Below are 18,167 nucleotides of genomic sequence, written 5' to 3' on the forward strand. Positions count from 1 at the left end.
CGGCAGGCGCTAGTCGCCCAGAGATAGCGGTGTATCCAAACCGAACTCACGATGGATTTGCTCGCACCAGCGGTCGAGGCGCTCACTGGTTAAATCTTCTTGCTGGTCTTCATCGATCGCCAAGCCGACAAACTGCCCATCGCACTCGGCTTTAGAGGCGTCATACTCGTAGCCATCGGTGGGCCAGTAGCCAATGCGTACCGGGTTATGCTGCGCGATTACCTCGTGCATCATACCCATCGCATCGAGAAAATAATCGCCATAGCCAAACTGATCACCCAAACCGAACAGTGCAATGGTTTTATCGCTAAAATCGATATCGCCCAGATCGTCCCAAAACTCCTCCCAATCCGACTGAATCTGCCCGAAATCCCACGTGGGTATACCGAGAATAATTCGCTCGTATTGCGTAAATTCCAGCTGGGTTACATCAGCGATATCGTGCACATCCACAACGTCAGCGCCCATGCGCTTTTGAATACGCATCGCAACGGCCTCGGTATTGCCTTCATCACTGCCGAAAAAAAGCCCTATAATGGCCACAGAAGTACCTATATAACTAACGAGTAAGTAAAACAGCGCGCGAATTTTCCCAGCTATTTCAAGGTCGTGCAAGCAGCATGTAAACTTGCAACTGAGGTTAAGAAAGGTTAATAAGTGAGAGCGGCCCATGACAGCAACCGCGCACTGTTGCACACTTGCGGCGGCCAGCGCGCCAGAATAACCAGTAAGAGGTCCCAATGACAGATATTCTACTGATTGACGACGATAAAGAACTCTCAGAACTGCTTCAGGAGTACCTCAGCTCGGAAGGCTTTACCGTCACGGCCGCCTACGACGGTGACCAGGCGCTAGAAATGGCGGGCGAGAACCAGTACTCCGCGATGATTCTCGATGTCATGCTGCCTCGCCACAGCGGTTTTGATGTACTCAAAAAATTACGTCAACAGGCCGACCTCGGGCAACAAAACACACCGGTTATTATGCTGACCGCCAAAGGCGACACCATCGACCGGGTTATTGGCCTGGAAATCGGCGCCGACGACTACTTACCCAAACCCTGTGACCCACGCGAGCTGGTTGCCCGCTTGCGCGCGGTGCTGCGCCGCACCGCAAACAGCGCGCAAACACTACCCGAAACCAGTGATCTGGAAGTCGATAAACTACTGTTACAAATCGGTAGCCGCGCCGCCTACTGGCAAGACACCTTATTACCACTAACCGGCACAGAGTTCAGCGTGCTGGAACTGTTGGTTCGTCAGGCAGGCCAGGTTATCAGTAAAGACGAGCTCACCGAGCAGGCGCTGGGGCGCAAACTCACCCCCTACGATCGCAGCATCGATGTGCACGTTAGCAACATCCGTAAAAAGCTCGCCAGCGCCGGGGCCGGCAAAGATCAAATCATCAACGTACGTGGCGCCGGCTATATGCTAACCCGCACGAGCGAAACCCAGCAGCGCGGATGACTCGGCTTTACCTTCGGGTCTTCCTCACCTTTTGGTGCATCACGGCCGTGATTATTGTCACTACCAACGTGATTGTTCACTGGCGTGGCGACAACCCCGATAATACCCTGCAACAACTGCGCGGCGGTCAGGAATACGAGCCAGCGCAACGTTTTTTGTTTCAGATGGCCGGCTCCATCGTCAACCGTAATTCGGCTCAGGTGCTGGCAGACATGCGCGCCATGCCCGAGTGGAGCCGTCGGTATTTCTATATCGTTGATTCTCATAACGAAGATTTACTCGGTCGCCCGCTGCCCGAAGGCGTGCAGTATTTAATCCCCAAAATCTCACCCAGCCACCCGTTTAATAAAGTCGTCGGCGACAGCCATAAAACCTGGGGCCGCCACGTAACCCTTAACGATGGCAAAAGCCTCAAAGTGTTTACCATTTCATCCGGGCAAGGCGCTAAAACTTCCGGCGACATTGTCTGGCAGCTGTTTATAAACAATATTTGGCCCCTACTACTGGCTTCAATTTTGGTCAGCGGCACCGCCTGTTTTTTTCTTGCGCGGCACTTTGCCCACGGGCTTTCTACTCTGCAAAAAGCTACCCGCAGTATCGCCAAGGGCGACCTGAGTGTGCGCATTAGCCAGCGTTTTAACAATCGTCGCGATGAAATCGCCTCCCTCGCCCACGACTTTGATCATATGACCGAGCGCTTACAGCGCGCTATGGCCGAGCAAAAGCGACTAATAAAAGATGTCTCCCACGAGCTGCGCACTCCCCTGGCCCGCCTTCAGGTAGCACTTGCCTTAGCCCAGCAACGCAGTACCGGAGAAGTGGATCGTGAGCTGGCCCGCATTAAGCAAGCGGCTGACTACCTGAATGACGTCATTACCGATATTTTGGCCCTGCCGGTATTGGACGACGGCGGTTGGACGCTCGATGACACCACGGACGTGGTGGCTTTATTGCGAGCACTGGACGAGAGCCTGCAGCCCGAAGCCGCGCGCAGTCATATTACGCTGCGACTACAGCTACCCGTCGAGGAGGCCCTGCTGCCCACCCACGGCAATATGCTGTACGGCGTTTTTGATAACGTGACCCGTAATGCGATGCGCTACACGCCCGCCGGCGGCACCATTACCACCGAGCTCTCCCTAACAGACTCGGCATATCAAATACAGATTAAAGATACGGGCCCGGGCGTCGCAGCGGACCAGCTCAGCGACATATTCCAGCCTTTTTACCGAACCGACCAAGCGCGCGACCGAGAGAGCGGTGGCTACGGCTTAGGGCTGGCCATCGCCCAGCGCACCACCGCCTTACACGGTGGCCATATAGTGGCTGAAAATCGCTCCGAGGGCGGTCTGTGTGTGACTATCAGCTTACCCTATCAGGCCGACGGCAAAGCCATCGACGCTTAGCCAGCGCCCGTGACAACACTTTGACTACCGGCAAACATCTTCCGCCAGCGCCCCCCGAAACCGACAAAAACATGACACCAGGAATTTAACAGCTGACCTAAAATACCGCCAAGCTACTGTAATATAACAACAAAATAGAACTCGCCCGAGCTTGGCACAAAAATCGCAATAGTCACTCCCAAGATTATAACTTGGCAAGCCGGGCCTATCGCCCGAGCGGGAATTGAGCGCACTGTTATGCGAGATTTGTCTTCCTCTGGTGGTATTCAAGCACTGTCCAACGGACCAGCGGTAAACGCTGCTGCCGCTGAGCTGTTGCAGTCGCGCACAAAGCTCGCTCACGCGCTGCAAACCTCACTCGACACCCACACCATCATTCGCCTGTTTTTTGAGCACGCGCAAGGAATGGTTAATTTTAGCGGCCTGCGCTACTGCGCGAACTCCGGCAGCCAGGAAGAGGCCCTACAGATAGGCCGGCAATCGACTCATCAGTGCCATTACACCATGCGCCTGGCTGACCAGCGCCTTGGGGAGCTCACTTTCTACCGCCGCCAGCGTTTCAGCGAGCCGGAGCAGCAAACCCTTGAAACTCTGTTGGCATCACTCGCGTTCCCACTGCGCAACGCCCAGCAATATCAAGACGCGCTACAGCTCGCGCTGATCGATCCGCTCACTCGCGTGGGTAACCGCACCGCACTTGATAACGCGCTAGAGCGCGAACGGCAACTACTTATACGTAACGGCGAGCCTTTTGCTTTAATTTTAATCGACATCGACCACTTTAAACACATTAATGACCAGCACGGACACCGACGTGGTGACAAAGTCATTTGCACCGTGGCCGAAACCATCGATCAGGTTAGCCGTGGCACGGATATGACGTTTCGTTACGGAGGAGAAGAGTTTGCCCTGCTACTTAGCGGCACAGGAGCTTCGGGGGCGTTGATTTCTGCCGAGCGCGTACGGCGTGCTATAGAAGCACTGCACATCACCCATGATGAAGCCATCATTCGCCCCACCATCAGCTTAGGCGTTAGCGCCTGTATAAACGCCGAGGAAACAGCCGGCTTGTTGGTCGATCGCGCCGACCTTGCGCTTTACCGCGCCAAAGCCTCCGGACGCAACCGCAGCTGCTGTGAGCCACCGGTACCGGACCTTGCTAGCGTGGTAAACGCCGGCAAGAGCCAGCGCTAAAGTACCTACAGAGGCGTGCTAACGGCGTGGGCCTTTTTTCAGACGTGGTGGCTTGCGCCCCTTACCGGCGCGTAATTTGCGCTCGTGACGCTCACGCTGCATGGTGGCCTCGCGGCTCGATTTAGGCTTGGCACCCCGCTCCACCTCGAGCCCTGCTGTCTGACACAAGTCGGCGATCTCACGGTAATCAAGCTCCAGCCATTGGCCTACCCGCACGTGTGAGGGAATAAAAATATTGCCGTAACGTACCCGCTTGAGGCGGCTTACACGTACCCCCTGACTTTCCCAAAGGCGCCTAACCTCGCGGTTGCGCCCCTCCATTACCACGCAATAAAACCAGCGGTTGCGGGACTCTCCGGCGCCGTCAACGATATCGGTAAAGCGGGCAACACCGTCGTCCAGCATGACGCCTTCAAGTAGGCGCTTGCGCATATCGTCGTCGACGTCACCCTGGATACGCACCAGATACTCACGGTCGATAACCGATGAAGGGTGCATCAGCTTATTCGCCAGGTCACCGTCGTTAGTAAAGAGCAGTAAACCGCTGGTGTTAAAATCCAACCGGCCCACCGAAATCCAACGCTCGCCCGATATTTTGGGCAGGGCCTGATACACCGTGCGACGCCCTTCGGGGTCGTGTCGCGAACAAATTTCACCTTCGGGCTTGTTATACAAGATAACGCGCCGTTTAGAGGCATCTTTTTGCGCCGATACCGGCTTGCCCCGCAAGGTAATTTTATCGCTTTCGGTAACGCGATCACCCAATGTGGCCACGCGATCATTGACACTGACCTCGCCTGCCGAGATGGCGCGCTCCATCTCGCGCCGCGAGCCACATCCGGCACGCGCGAGGACTTTTTGCAGCTTTTCATCCGTCGCGGGCGCAATTGCGTCGGCCGGCTTGGCCGCCTCGTCCGGATTGTGATCTGGTGTTCGTTTTGCCATAAATAGTTCGCTGGGGTGGGCGCCGCAGGATTAGTCCTCGCGGTCGCGCTCTTGAGTGTCAATAAATTCCGCTGTGGCGTCACTGTCATCATCCGTAGTGGCAGCCTCTGACTCTACCGCTGGATCAGACGGAGCCTCGTCGATCAAAAGTTCATCAGCCTCAGACTCATCGAAGTCAGTTTCGTCACTGCCCTCCGACGCGTCGCCCGCTTCCGCAGTAACCTGTATGGCGGTTGCGTCTTGCTCGTACACATCCGATTCGAATGTCGCTGCAGCCACAAGGGCATCATCGTCTGAGGCGAGCGCCGCCTCCGGGTCGTCATCACCGGCGGGGTCGAGCTCATTATCGCCCTGCTCCATCGCCTGATCAGTGGCAACAGCTTGCTCGGGGTTATCACCGCCGGACGTGGCCGTTAAAGCAGCCCCCAAATCGAGCTCGGCGTTTAACTCATCCAAGTCGCGTATCTCACTTAACGTGGGCAGCTCATCTAAACTTTTTAAATTAAAGTAATCGAGAAAATCCCGGGTCGTGGCATACAATGAAGGCCGTCCGGGCACATCCCGCTGCCCCACGACTTTCACCCAGTCGCGCTCAACCAGCGTTTTAATAATGTGCGAGCTGACCGCAACACCGCGAATTTCTTCGATATCACCGCGGGTGATCGGCTGGCGATAGGCAATCAGCGCTAGTGTCTCGAGCAGTGCGCGGGAGTATTTTTGCGGTTTTTCTTCCCAAAGGCGATTAATCCAGGGGGCCAGCTCTTCGCGCACCTGTATCCGCCAGCCACTGGCGACTTGCTTAAGCTCAAAGCCGCGTCCTTCGCACGCTTCAGCGATTGCGCTTAACGCCGCCTCAAATGCCGCGCTATCAGGCGTATCGTCTTCTTCAAACAGGCTCATCAAACGTTTTACGGAGAGCGGCTCGCTGGAGGCCATCAAGGCACCTTCAACGATCGCCTGTAGTTGTTCGGTCGCTATCATTATTGTGTTCTTGCCTTAACGTGTATCGGGCCAAAGCTATCGCTTTGGACGATCTCTACCAAAGATTCTTTGATCAGCTCCATAATGGCCAAAAAGGTAACCACCACTCCCAGCCGTCCTTCCTCGACGGTAAACAGGCTCACAAAGGGCATAAAGTTGCGCCCGGCGAGCTTATCCAGCACTTGAGCCATACGCTCGCGGGTAGAGAGCCGCTCTTTTTCGACGTGATGGCTTTCAAACATATCGGCGCGGCGCAGCACCTCAGATAGGGCCAACAGCAATTCTTGAAGCTCGACATCCGGGTCCGGGCGAGTCAGATTACGGTCCGGTGGTTCGGCGCTTGCCGCAAACACGTCGCGCCCCACACGGGGCAGCTCATCGATGTCCTCGGCCGCCATTTTAAAGCGTTCGTACTCTTGCAGACGGCGAATCAGTGAGGCGCGAGGATCTTCCCCCTCCTCTTCTTCCTCGACGCTGCGCGGTAGCAACATGCGCGATTTAATCTCGGCCAACATAGCAGCCATTACCAGATACTCGGCCGCCAGCTCAAAGTGAGCGGCATCCATCAACTCGACATAGGCCATGTACTGAGCGGTGATCTCAGACACGTCGATATCGAGAATGTCGAGGTTTTGCTTGCGAATAAGGTACAACAGCAAGTCGAGTGGCCCCTCGAAGGCCTCAAGAAATACCTCAAGCGCGTCTGGCGGAATGTACAGATCTTTTGGCAGCTCGGTATAGGCTTTGCCTTGCACCATCGCAAACGGCATTTCAGCCTGACTGGGTGCGGCGTTCGCCGTACCAGCGCCAGCCTCTGCCGAGGTGGCGGGTAGCTCGAGCTCGGCTACGTCAGCGGGGTTGTCGGCGGTTACCTCAGGGTCTAGGTTTTGGTTATTCACACAAGCCTCCCCTGTGTTCGGTAATCGATGGCGCCAACGGCAAACGGCCATACAGCAATGAATGCCGCATTATAAAGAGGAACCAGCCTCGGGAACAGCGCCATAAAGCTGATCAATCGGCCAACAGGACAGAAAAATCGCCCTTACCCTGCCGAATGAGCTCTGGCACACCGTCGGTTAAATCGACCACGGTAGTGGGCTCCAGGCCGCAGTAACCACCGTCGATAATTAACTCGACCTGATGTTCAAGCAAATCGCGAATGTCGTAGGGGTCGGTTAGCGGATACTCATCGCCGGGTAACAACAAGGTGCTGCTCATCAGAGGCTCGTTAAGCTCCTCCAGCAGCGCCAGCGCAATGGGGTTGTCGGGTACGCGCAAGCCAATGGTTTTACGCTTGGGGTGGCGCAAGCGGCGCGGCACCTCCGAGGTACCCTCCAGAATAAAGGTGTAGGGGCCCGGGGTATGCGCCTTGAGCAAGCGGAACACCTGGTTATCCACACGAGCGTAGGTCGCAATCTCGGACAGATCGCGGCACATTAGTGTGAAGTTGTGATGCTTGTCGAGCTTGCGCATCAGGCGGATGCGATCGAGCGCCATTTTATCGCCGATGTGACACCCGAGGGCATAGGCGGAATCAGTGGGATACGCGACAATACCGCCGCGCCGAATAATATCAACGGCTTGCGAGATTAAACGCGTCTGGGGTGTTTCGGGATGTATCTGAAAAAACTGTGCCACTGAGCCTTCCTTTGTTGCCAGCTATGGGGCCTCGCGGCCCGATGAATCGCCATTATAATTTTCACGTACGCGAGATACAAACACCATCGACGATGTTCGGTTATTTATGACCACCCAGTGCGGCCAGTTCGGGCCATAAAGACCATACCGGGCGCGCATTAGTGGGCATAGCCTCAAACCGCCCCAACTCTTGCCAGACACCGCCGGGGCGATGAAAATCGCTGCCACAGGAGCTGGCAAGACCGGCCTCGTTAGCCATTGCTGCCAAATCGCGCGCAAGCCCACTGGGCTGATAGCCGCTAATAACCTCCAGTGCACCGCCGCCAGCTTCGGTAAAATCGTTGATTAACGCTCTTAATTTGGTGCGCGTTAAGCGGTATTTGGCCGGGTGCGCGAGCACCGCCACACCACCGGCGGCGCGAATAACACCGATAATCTCGATTAACGGCGGCCACTGCTGGCGTATATCGCCAACTTTACCCGCGCCCAAGTACTTTTTAAACGCGCTGGCTACCGATTTAACAAGCCCGTCTTCTACCAATAACTGGGCAAAATGCGGCCGACCAATTTGCGTCCCTCCGGCGAGATCCACGGCACGCTGATAAATGTTGTGAGCGCCGAGCTTTTCCAACCGGCTAGCAATGGTTAAATTGCGCTCAACACGCGCCGCTTGCTGCGCTGCAACAGCCTCTTGCAGAGCCTCGCTGGTCGCATCCAAGCCCAATCCAACCACATGCACACCTATTTTACCCCAGCGACTTGAGAACTCGATGCCGTTTATGAGGGTCAAACCCTCACTCTCGGCGGCCAAGCGGGCCCGAGCCAACCCCTCAACCGTGTCGTGGTCGGTTAGGGCAATAACATCCAGGCCCGCCTCTTTGGCCCTGGCCACCAGAGCCTCGGGGGTTAGCTCACCGTCAGAGCAGCTACTGTGCATATGTAAATCAATTTTCAAGCGTGGCCTCTAACAACATTAAGAGAGATGAATACCGTATAATCGCATTTTAAAGCACACCATTGCTTAGCAAAGTGAACCTCGCGACAAGCAGCATAGCGGTTGTAATAAGCGATACTACAGCGCTCACACAGCACGACAACAATGGCCCAGCACACTAACCGGCAAGGCGGACACCTTTAGTATGAATAATTCAGCTCCATCCAGTAGTGAGCAAAGCCACTCTCAGACCAGCCCGGTAGATCCGAGTAGTACCGAACAGCCCCCGGTCGCGCCCAAAAAGCGCGAAAGTTTACTGGGCAACATCTTACTCAACATCGTCATTCCCACGCTGATTTTAACCAAACTCAGTGGCGACGAGTATTTAGGCACCCGCTGGGCGTTGGTGGTAGCGCTAGCCTTTCCGCTGGCTTACGGTTTACGGGATTTTCTGGTAAGGCGCGAGTTTAACGTGTTTTCGGCGCTGGGGGCGATCAGTATCTTGCTCACGGGCGGAATCAGCTTGTTAGAGCTTGATCCGCAATACATCGCCATTAAAGAAGCCGCCATCCCCGGAATGATTGGTCTTGCCACGCTGCTTTCTATGAAAACCCGCTTTCCCCTGGTAAAAACCTTTCTGTACAACGATAAAGTGCTTAAGGTAGATCTTATTGCCGAGCGTCTGGAGCAACAGCAAAATACAGTCGCCTTTAATCAAGCGCTGCGCAACGCCTCTTATTTAGTGGCCATGTCTTTCTTTTTATCGTCTTTTCTCAATTATGTGCTGGCCAAATGGCTGCTTGTTAGCGAGCCTGGCACCGTCGCCTTTAACGAAGAGCTGGGCAAAATGACGGCCCTGAGCTTCCCGGTTATTGCCCTGCCCGCCACCATCGTCATGGCCGGCGCTTTAATGTATTTATTTAAGCGCATCAAACAATTAACCAAGCTCGACTTTGAAGAAGTTGTAAACAGCTAAACTGCGACAAATAATTCAGGACCTTACCTTATGCTTTACGCCATCATCAGCGAAGACGTTGCCGACAGCCTGGCCAAACGCAAGCCCGCCCGAGCCGACCACATTGCCCGCCTTAATGCACTTTACGACTCGGGGCGCTTGATTATCGCCGGCCCTCACCCCGCCGTGGACAGCAACGATCCGGGTGATGCCGGCTTTACCGGCTCGCTTGTGGTGGCAGAATTTAGTTCGCTGAGCGAAGCACAACAATGGGCCGATGCCGATCCGTACATTGCCGCCGGGGTTTACGCTAAAGTCACTGTCAAACCCTTTAAGAGAGTGCTGCCCTAACCCGTGATCCGGTTGACAGGTAGGGCATCCATCTTAAGGTACAATAATCAGCTTTTGTAAATCAGATCCAATAGGTACTCCAGTGATAAAACCAACGACTTACTTCAAGCCTCTGGTGAGCGCCGCCGTACTCAGCGTCAGCATCGTTAGCATTCAAGCTCACGCCGAAACGCAATACGTGGCCGACACACTGCAAGTGCCCCTGCGCAGCGGAATGGGCAACCAATACCGCATCGTGCACCGAGGCTTACCCAGCGGCACAAAACTTGAGCTGATTAAAACCGCCTCTGACGACTCTGATGTCGAATGGGCTCAAGTGCGCACCAGCGGAGGTCTTGAGGGCTGGATCCGGTCTCAGTATTTATTAAACGAGCCCACCGCTGCAATCAAGCTTGCCAATCTCGAACAAAAAATGAGCCAGCTAGACGGCAACCAAACCGAGCTGCTGGATACTAACGAGGCGCTCGAAAGTAAAAACAACCAGCTCGAGCAACAGCTCGCGCAACTGCAGGACGACTACCAGCAAACCAACAGTGAGTTTGCCGAGTTGCGCAAACTTTCGGCCAGTACTGTGGCCCTTAACGAGCAGTACAAAAAGCTCAATGAAAACTACCAGCTACTGCAAACTCGCGCCGAAGTCTTAAAAACCGACAACGAACGATTAAAAAACAGMCAACGCTATCAAGAATGGATCGTTGGCGCGGGAATTTTGTTGGGCGGGGTTATTTTATCGCTCATTTTACAATCATTTGGCCGTCGCAAGCGCCGTTCCGAGTGGGGTTAAGCCCCCTCTTAAATCACCCCTACACAAATAATACGAGTCCATAACATGCTAAAACTTTCATCAAAAATGCTGGCACTCTGGGCAAGCCTAACGCTTTGCGTTCTATACAGTGGTGCCAGCGTGGCGGCCGACAAAACCGACGACAAGTACGTTACCTTCGAGACCGACTTAGGCACATTGATTATCGAGCTGTACCCTGAAAAGGCCCCGGTGACCGTCGCCAATTTTTTAGCCTATGTGGATAGCGGCTTTTACAATGGTACGATTTTTCATCGGGTCATCCCGGGGTTTGTGGTGCAAGGCGGGGGCTTTACCTTTGACTTCAAACAAAAAGAAACCCAACCGCCGATTGTAAACGAATCAGACAACGGCCTGGAAAACCAATACCTGACCCTCTCGATGGCGCGTACCAGCCGGGTTGACAGTGCCACCAGCCAGTTCTTTATAAACCTTAAGCACAACCCGTCGCTCGACGCCACGGATAGCAAAGCCGGTTATGCGGTATTTGGCAAAGTGATTGACGGCGAGTCCGTGGTGGAAAAAATCGTCGCCGAGCCCCGCGGTGTATTTCGCTCCTACCCCGACGCACCGAACGCGGCTGTGCGCATCTTAAAATCCAGTCGCGGTAAAGTTAAAACTCCAGCCAACTCAAGCTCTAAGCTAAAGGAGATGATTGCGCAGTGAGTACAGCCCTGAGTGTCAATCTCAATAAAATTGCGTTACTGCGCAACTCTCGCGAAGGAGATTTCCCGAGCGTGCTCGCGCACGGAAAAATATGCCTCGAGGCCGGCGCTGACGGACTCACTGTGCACCCGAGGCCCGATCAGCGCCATATCCGCCCCTCTGATGTTTACCAGCTCGCCCACTTAGTCTCGCAGCATGACGGGATCGAATTTAATATTGAGGGCAACCCTTTTGCTGTCGCCCAAGGCAGCTACCCGGGCTTGCTGCAACTGGTTGAGGAAACCCGCCCCCACCAGTGCACACTGGTACCCGACTCTAACGACCAACTCACTTCAGACCACGGCTTCGACTTAACAAACAGCACCAAAGAGCTCGAACCCATTATCGCCAAGCTGCATCAGCTAGGGGTGCGTATTAGTCTTTTTATGGACCCGGATCCTGAGCAAATCCGTTTAGCGAGCGCGCTCGGGGTTGAGCGCATTGAGCTTTATACCGGGCCTTATGCCGAGCGTTTCAATCTCAACAGTAAACAAACCGATGCGGACCTTAAACGCTACCGTAGCGCCGTCGAAGTCGCCACTCAATGTGGCCTTGAAGTAAACGCCGGGCACGATTTAAACCTCGATAACCTGCCCGCTTTTCTCGCCATCCCTAACATTGCCGAGGTTTCTATCGGCCACGCCCTAACCGTAGACGCACTCAACATGGGACTCAGCCAAGCCGTGCGCGCCTACCGAACCATCTGCCAGCAATAGCACCCAACCTGAACTACACTTAGAGTAAGCGCCGGGCACAACTCACCCGGCGCCGTGTTGCAGTGGTTGTGTCGCGCTGACGGCACAACATCAACAGTGAACATTAGGCGGTAGACCCACAGCTGGAGATCACTATGCACTCGATTCTCGTGCAAGATTATATGCAAGTTTCACCCTTGGCGTTTGAGCAAAACACCAACTTGTTGCAAGTCGTCCATAAACTGCTTGCCGGAAAAGTCACAGGAGCACCTGTGATCGATGCCGAGCGACGGGTAATTGGCTTTGTGTCGGAGCGCGACTGCATTAAAGAGATCTTGCATGGCGCCTTTTACTGCGAGGAGCCCGCCAGTGTCGCCACCGTAATGCAAACTCAGGTAGTCAGTTTTGCCCCCACCGACAGCATCGTCAAAATTGCCGAGGTTATGCTACAGCACACCCCAAAAAACTACCCTGTTGTAGCCGAGGGGAAACTGGTGGGCCTAATTACCCGCAGCGATGTGTTGGCGGCCCTGCTGGATAACGACGAAGACTGCTACCTGCGCCAAAGCTAGCGATTGATTTGTGGTATCCTTGCGGCGCTGCTTTGTACAGCGCCGCATTCAGTTGCGGCTACCACTCAATAGCGGATAACCACCATGCAACGCGACAGCGACGCCTACCTCGCCAAAAAACAATTCTTTAATACCCTGTTAACCGTGTACGGCCGCAAACCGGTACTCGAGGCATTACAGCAGTCCGGCGTCGAGGTATATCGCCTGCACTTAGCGCAAAGTAACAAGCGCGGCGGCATTATCGATGACATTATGGCCGAGGCGCAAAAGCGCCAAGCCGAGGTGCTATACCACGACCGCAGCGCGCTATCGCGCATCTCTAAAAACGCCAAGCAAGACCAGGGCGTGGCGGTGGATTTGATTTGCCAAAAGTTCAGCACCACGGACGACTTTTTAGCCGCAAAAAAAACAAAAAGCAGCAATCTGTTGGCACTGGACGGCATCACCAACCCGCAAAATTTAGGCATGATTATCCGCAGCGCCTGTGCCGGTAATATAGACGGCATTATTTTGCCCGAAAAAGGCTGTGCGCAAATTGACCCACTGGTCATTAAAGCCAGCGCCGGCACGGTATTCCGCGCGCCCATTTTACGCAGCAACGAACCTTTAGCCGCTACACTCAATAAGTTTTCTCAGGCGGGTTATCAGGTAACGGGGCTTTCATCCCACGCCAAACAAACGCTGCAGCACTATAGCGGCGAGCAAAACGTGTTTGTTTTAGGTAACGAGACCGAGGGAGTGTCTGCCAAGGTGCAAAACGAGTGCAGCCACTGGGTAAAAATCCCCATGAACAACCAAGTCGAGTCCCTTAATGTGGCGGTGACGGCCGCACTGATCGCCTTTCGTTAATATCGCCAAGTAATCAATGCCAGACACAAAAAAAGCGCCGCCTCTCGGCAGCGCTTTTTTTGATCTAATGATTGAGTGAGGTTTACAGCTTATAACCCTCTTCTTCGTGCATGGTAATATCCAGCCCCTGTAGCTCATCCTCACGCGATACTCTAAGACCAGAGGTCAACACCCCGGTCAACTTTAAGATAACGTAAGTCGCCACGGCGGTGTAACCGAAGGTAATAATCACGCCCAAAAACTGTACCCACACCTGACCTGACATACCCTCGACAGCATCCGAGAAGCCGTGGCCACTAAATACGCCCAGATTGGGCGAGGCAAACACCCCGGCTAATAAGGTACCTAAAATACCGCCGATGCCGTGCACCGGAAACACATCCAGTGAATCGTCAATTTTCCAGACACGCTTCATCAGCTGCGTCATTACAAAGCACACGCCGCCGGCCAACAATCCAATAACCAACGCACCACCCGGGCCCACATAACCTGAGGCTGGAGTAATGGTACCAAGGCCTGCCACCATGCCCGTCACGATCCCCAGCACACTGGGCTTGCGGAACTTGATCCACTCGATCGTCATCCAGGACAACGAGCCAGCAGCGGCGGAAATATGAGTCACCAGCATGGCCATAGAGGCATCGCCATTGGCCGCCAAAGCGCTGCCACCGTTAAAACCAAACCAGCCTACCCAAAGCATACCGGCCCCGGTGACGGTCATGGTCATGTTGTGCGGGGGCATGGCAACGGTTTCAAAACCATCGCGATTACCCAGCACTAACGCGGCTACCAGCGCGGCAACACCGGCCGTGATATGCACCACCGTACCGCCGGCAAAATCCAACAACCCCCAGCTACCCAAGAAGCCGCCGCCCCACACCCAGTGACAAACCGGCACATATACCACCAACAGCCACGCGGCCGAAAAAATCAGCATAGAAGAAAACTTCATGCGCTCGGCAAAGGCACCCACAATCAACGCTGGGGTAATAATGGCGAACGTCATCTGAAACAGCGCAAAGAGTGACTCTGGGATATCACCCGCTAGTGTATCTTTGCCTATACCGCTGAACATGACGTGACTGAAATCCCCGATCCACGCATTACCTTCACCGAAGCTCAGGCTATAGCCCACCATCAACCACAGCAGTGACGCAACACAGGCAATGGCAAAGCACTGCATCAACACCGACAAAATGTTCTTACTTCGAACCAGGCCGCCATAAAACAACGACAGCCCCGGCAGCGTCATAAACAACACCAAAGCCGTTGCCGTTAAAATCCACGCCGTATTGGCGCCGTTGGCTTCCTGAGCCAGAGCAGCAGGCGCCAGCAATAGCAAAGAGGCAAGCGACGCTCCCCACGCCAGCTTACGAGAAAAACACATCATGGTAACTCCTATTATCATTTTGTACGGCAGCGGCCGCGCAACACCTTAAGGCTATTAACAATGCACAATGTTGGGTCGCAACGAGGAGGCTGTGATACAACAAATGACAGGCCGCCTCACTCAAGTGCATAATAGAAACTAATGCACTTATTATGCCCATTTATATATCGCTTTATTATCAATGAGTTACAAGGGTAGCGCACAATTATCGACCGCTAATGCGCACCAAAGAAAAGCAGCGTTAGGCCTTCAGCATCATTACAGTGCAATATTGGCGGGGGCGCACCCGAGACGGGCGAGAGTGGAATAAACTACAAGCGGCTTGGCTTAAAGCGACGGGCAGCGCTTTGCAGTCGAGCTAATGCGGTCTTAGAGTCGCCATAACTGGCGCGTTCAAACAGCGCCGTAATTGCATTTAGGTCATCGGCCAGGTCGGGGCGTTCGCGACTGATGCGGGCGGCGTATTGACGGGGCGGCTCACCCACATACCGCGGCTGCCCACAGCGTGTCATGGCCTTTTCAACTCGCGCGTAGGCCCGCTCGGCGGGCGCCAACCGCCGGCCACTGCTGCGCAGTAGCGGTAACAACACGACAAGGCTCACCAATGCCACAACAGCAGTCACCACCAGCGCCAGCATCCAGGGGCTGACGCGCCCAAACCACTTTTGCAGTAACGCCTGTTGCGCGGCATTGTCATACCCCATAACCCACAATTGCCAGCGGTAATTAAGCGCATCCCAGCGCAGCTGCAAATCGCCGAGCATTTGAAACCGTCGACTAAACACGTTTCCCAGCAACTGATTGTCATCATCACTGAGAGAGTACTCGACCCCTTGCTCTATTCGCTCGGGAGCAACAGCGGCGGTTGGGTCAACCCGCACCCACCCTTCGCCAGCAAGCCATACTTCCGCCCAGGCGTGAGCATCGTATTGGCGGACCACCAGGTAACCGTCATTACTGTTAATTTGACCGCCCTGGTACCCCACGACAACCCGTGCGGGTATTCCGGCAGCACGCATAAAAAAGACAAAACTGCCGGCAAAATGCTCACAGAACCCCGCTTGCGACTGCCACAAAAAATCATCTACCGTGTGCTCTCCCAGCGTCGATGGTTGCAAGGTGTAACGAAAGCGCTGATTAAAATAGCCCAACACACGCTGCATAAGCTGTCGCTCATCTGTAGCCTCGGTGCGCCACTGTTGCGCACGGCGCCGGGTCTGTGGGTTGTACCCCTCCGGCAAGGCCAGAGCTTGCATCGTTTGCGGCTGATCCAGGCCTTGTGGCTGCAAACGGTAATCGAGCACAGAGCTAACGCGGTACTGCTTGCGTTGATTAACTCGCTCGGTTTCGTACAAGGTTAACCCTGGGCTAACCCGTACGCTTTCAGGTAGCTCCGAAAACGTCGGGAGCGCATACAACCACTGCTTGGCGGTCGGCTCCAGCAACACTTGGTAACTTATGGGCTCACCGCTTAGCTCTACCGCATTTTGCCAATTGCGCCATTGCGCACTCGCGCGCCCGCGCTGAACATCCTGCGCGTGACTCTGACGCCAGGTGCGCCCATCGAAGTCATCAAACACCAAAGCCCGCCAATAAAGCTGTTGCGGTGCCGGTATCGGGCCGTCAAAACTCACCCGAAACGCCAACTCACCAGAGCGCATTAAATTGCTAAAGTCACCCGGAGCCATAGAGTCACTCACCCCGGTTTGCCCCGCCGACTTGTTTAGTGGAATCGTCCATAAAGAGCCAATACGAGGCACCACAAAAAAAAGTACGAGCATGATAGGCAGCGCCTGAAGCGCGAAAACGCCCAGGCGTTGGCACTGCTTTACGACACCCAGACGCGCCACCGAGCCATTATTAACCAGCAGCACCCCAGTAACTGCCAACAACGATACCAAGCCGTAGACCGAACTTGGCAATGAAGCCGCAAACAGCAACTGTGCGCCAGTGACAAAGTACGCCAAGTAGCACAGCAGATAAAAATCGCCAGGCCGCTTAAGCTCAATCAGCTTTAATACAAAGCCCGCGATCAATAAACTGAGCATACTTTGCATACCAAAGCTGCCGCTAAAGCTAAACAGCAGCCCCGCGCAAACCAACAACACCAAGATTAACCGAGCAAGTTTACCCGGAAACCGCCATCCAGCCGTGGCGATTTTCCAGCGCCAAACACCGGTAGCAATAGCCAACAAGGTCAACCAAACCGGCACTTCAAATACCAAGGGCAGCAACACAATGGCCTGTGCCAGGAGCATCCAGATCAATCCCTGACGAGATAGTTTTTCTGTACTGGCACTCATCAGCTCGCTCGCTCCAGCTCAAATAATGCCAGTGCCCGCAATACCTGATGCAGGTGCTCCTGACCACTGGAGGGCTCAATGTGCTGCTCCAACAGCCGCAACCCAAAAGTTCGCCCAGCCTGATGCCACTGCAATGCCAAATAACAAAGACCGGACAGGCGAGCCTCCCGGTCGCCCGATACCGCACGAAAATCCAGCCACAGGTTATCGAGCTCGGAACTAACATACTGCTTGAGTTGAAGCCCCGCTCCGCGCGCATAAAGCTTCCAGGCGATATGCGCCAGAGGCGCGCCGGGTTGATAACGTTTAAAACCGTCAAAGTCATCGCCGCGCGCTAAAGCCGGCGCGTGCTCACCGTCATTGCGGCCGAGCAACGGCGGCTGAACAATTGTCAGAGGCCTTGGGTAGACCAACAGGCGTACATCAAAACGCACCCACGACCAGGTACGCAGCAACCCAAGGGGATAATAACTTTGCACTAAGACTCTCTCTGGTGTGTGCCAGCCGCGGTTTTGACTAGCTAAACGCAGCACGACCTGGGTCTCGGCGTTTTTATCAATATCGGTCAATATTGACTGTCCCACCTCGGCGGCGAGCGATACACGCCCCACAGAGCTCCCCGCTCTGGCCTTAATAAGCACCGGCAACTCCAGTGTCTCACCGGCAAAAACCGGACGCGAAGCCAGAGCGGTAAGCTGCAAGCCGGCTAGGTTACGAAACCCGTGAATAATGGCCACGATAAACAAACTAACCAGAAAAAAGCTCGCCGCCAGCACAAGGTTGTTTTCGTAATTGGTGCCCAGCAGCCACAGTAAAATAACCGCCGCAAAAAAGCCCAAACCTGCCTTGCTGGGCAAGACATAAATGGCACGGTGTTGCAGTGTGACTGTTTTTTGGGGAGTGGTGCGCCGCTTGGCCCAGCGCCAAAACAATGCATCAAAGCGTTTACTGAAATCAGGCCTCATAGTGCTTCACCGGCAT

19 protein-coding genes are annotated in these 18,167 nt (G+C 54.6%); 10 read left to right on the forward strand and 9 right to left on the reverse strand.

Features of this window, described 5'->3' with window-relative positions; translation table 11 throughout:
* Positions 1 to 9: 9 nt before the first annotated feature.
* On the reverse strand, positions 10 to 543 hold the full coding sequence (locus SD69_RS12415) for a flavodoxin (protein ID WP_041524769.1): 534 nt from the start codon (positions 541 to 543) through the stop codon (positions 10 to 12).
* Positions 544 to 740: 197 nt separating this feature from the next.
* On the opposite strand from SD69_RS12415, the gene SD69_RS12420 reads away from it, so the two are divergent.
* From SD69_RS12420 to SD69_RS12430, 3 genes are all read left to right on the forward strand, one after another.
* Positions 741 to 1,466, forward strand: a complete 726-nt coding sequence (locus SD69_RS12420; protein ID WP_041523475.1) for a response regulator transcription factor — start codon at positions 741 to 743, stop codon at positions 1,464 to 1,466.
* Between the two features lie 47 nt (positions 1,467 to 1,513).
* Positions 1,514 to 2,872, forward strand: coding sequence for an ATP-binding protein (locus SD69_RS12425; RefSeq protein ID WP_232301192.1), 1,359 nt, complete (start codon positions 1,514 to 1,516; stop codon positions 2,870 to 2,872).
* A 237-nt stretch (positions 2,873 to 3,109) separates the two neighbouring features.
* Positions 3,110 to 4,066: a GGDEF domain-containing protein gene (locus SD69_RS12430; RefSeq protein ID WP_052481126.1), complete on the forward strand. Its 957-nt coding sequence runs from the start codon at positions 3,110 to 3,112 to the stop codon at positions 4,064 to 4,066.
* An 18-nt stretch (positions 4,067 to 4,084) separates the two neighbouring features.
* Here SD69_RS12430 and rluB read toward each other — a convergent pair whose 3' ends face one another.
* The 5 genes from rluB to SD69_RS12455 all read right to left on the reverse strand — a co-directional run bounded on the left by rluB (position 4,085) and on the right by SD69_RS12455 (position 8,585).
* Positions 4,085 to 5,011 carry a 23S rRNA pseudouridine(2605) synthase RluB gene (gene rluB, locus SD69_RS12435; protein WP_084591565.1) on the reverse strand — a complete coding sequence of 309 codons (927 nt, stop codon included), beginning with the start codon at positions 5,009 to 5,011 and terminating at the stop codon, positions 4,085 to 4,087.
* Between the two features lie 30 nt (positions 5,012 to 5,041).
* Positions 5,042 to 5,992, reverse strand: a complete 951-nt coding sequence (gene scpB / locus SD69_RS18475; protein ID WP_084591566.1) for an SMC-Scp complex subunit ScpB — start codon at positions 5,990 to 5,992, stop codon at positions 5,042 to 5,044.
* Complete coding sequence (locus tag SD69_RS12445) at positions 5,992 to 6,891, reverse strand: segregation and condensation protein A (protein WP_232301193.1); 900 nt, start codon at positions 6,889 to 6,891, stop codon at positions 5,992 to 5,994. Before SD69_RS12445 ends, scpB begins: the two co-directional genes overlap by 1 nt.
* Before the next feature lie 112 nt (positions 6,892 to 7,003).
* Positions 7,004 to 7,630 (reverse strand): L-threonylcarbamoyladenylate synthase, encoded by a 627-nt coding sequence (locus SD69_RS12450; protein WP_041523477.1) that lies wholly within the window; start codon positions 7,628 to 7,630, stop codon positions 7,004 to 7,006.
* Positions 7,631 to 7,730: 100 nt separating this feature from the next.
* Positions 7,731 to 8,585: a PHP domain-containing protein gene (locus SD69_RS12455; RefSeq protein ID WP_041523478.1), complete on the reverse strand. Its 855-nt coding sequence runs from the start codon at positions 8,583 to 8,585 to the stop codon at positions 7,731 to 7,733.
* A 184-nt stretch (positions 8,586 to 8,769) separates the two neighbouring features.
* On the opposite strand from SD69_RS12455, the gene SD69_RS12460 reads away from it, so the two are divergent.
* The 7 genes from SD69_RS12460 to SD69_RS12490 all read left to right on the forward strand — a co-directional run bounded on the left by SD69_RS12460 (position 8,770) and on the right by SD69_RS12490 (position 13,493).
* Positions 8,770 to 9,540, forward strand: coding sequence for a VC0807 family protein (locus SD69_RS12460; protein ID WP_041523479.1), 771 nt, complete (start codon positions 8,770 to 8,772; stop codon positions 9,538 to 9,540).
* A gap of 30 nt (positions 9,541 to 9,570) precedes the next feature.
* Positions 9,571 to 9,870, forward strand: coding sequence for a YciI family protein (locus SD69_RS12465; RefSeq protein ID WP_041523480.1), 300 nt, complete (start codon positions 9,571 to 9,573; stop codon positions 9,868 to 9,870).
* A gap of 82 nt (positions 9,871 to 9,952) precedes the next feature.
* Positions 9,953 to 10,654: a TIGR04211 family SH3 domain-containing protein gene (locus tag SD69_RS12470; RefSeq protein ID WP_052481127.1), complete on the forward strand. Its 702-nt coding sequence runs from the start codon at positions 9,953 to 9,955 to the stop codon at positions 10,652 to 10,654.
* A gap of 45 nt (positions 10,655 to 10,699) precedes the next feature.
* A complete protein-coding gene (locus SD69_RS12475) occupies positions 10,700 to 11,338 on the forward strand; it encodes a peptidylprolyl isomerase (RefSeq protein WP_052481128.1) in 639 nt (212 codons plus the stop codon).
* A complete protein-coding gene (locus SD69_RS12480) occupies positions 11,335 to 12,093 on the forward strand; it encodes a pyridoxine 5'-phosphate synthase (RefSeq protein WP_041523481.1) in 759 nt (252 codons plus the stop codon). The genes SD69_RS12475 and SD69_RS12480 overlap by 4 nt, the downstream gene beginning before the upstream one ends.
* A 134-nt stretch (positions 12,094 to 12,227) precedes the next feature.
* Positions 12,228 to 12,644 carry a CBS domain-containing protein gene (locus SD69_RS12485; protein WP_041523482.1) on the forward strand — a complete coding sequence of 139 codons (417 nt, stop codon included), beginning with the start codon at positions 12,228 to 12,230 and terminating at the stop codon, positions 12,642 to 12,644.
* An 84-nt stretch (positions 12,645 to 12,728) separates the two neighbouring features.
* Positions 12,729 to 13,493 carry a TrmH family RNA methyltransferase gene (locus SD69_RS12490; RefSeq protein WP_041523483.1) on the forward strand — a complete coding sequence of 255 codons (765 nt, stop codon included), beginning with the start codon at positions 12,729 to 12,731 and terminating at the stop codon, positions 13,491 to 13,493.
* Positions 13,494 to 13,575: 82 nt separating this feature from the next.
* Here the strand turns inward: SD69_RS12490 and SD69_RS12495 are convergent, their stop codons facing one another.
* From SD69_RS12495 to SD69_RS12505, 3 genes are all read right to left on the reverse strand, one after another.
* On the reverse strand, positions 13,576 to 14,883 hold the full coding sequence (locus SD69_RS12495; protein ID WP_052481129.1) for an ammonium transporter: 1,308 nt from the start codon (positions 14,881 to 14,883) through the stop codon (positions 13,576 to 13,578).
* 311 nt (positions 14,884 to 15,194) lie between these two features.
* Positions 15,195 to 17,186, reverse strand: coding sequence for a transglutaminase TgpA family protein (locus SD69_RS12500; protein WP_041523484.1), 1,992 nt, complete (start codon positions 17,184 to 17,186; stop codon positions 15,195 to 15,197).
* Positions 17,186 to 18,151, reverse strand: coding sequence for a DUF58 domain-containing protein (locus SD69_RS12505; RefSeq protein WP_041523485.1), 966 nt, complete (start codon positions 18,149 to 18,151; stop codon positions 17,186 to 17,188). The genes SD69_RS12500 and SD69_RS12505 overlap by 1 nt, the downstream gene beginning before the upstream one ends.
* Positions 18,152 to 18,167: the final 16 nt, after the last annotated feature.

Source organism: Gilvimarinus agarilyticus (assembly GCF_000832015.1).
GTDB classification, from domain to species: domain Bacteria; phylum Pseudomonadota; class Gammaproteobacteria; order Pseudomonadales; family Cellvibrionaceae; genus Gilvimarinus; species Gilvimarinus agarilyticus.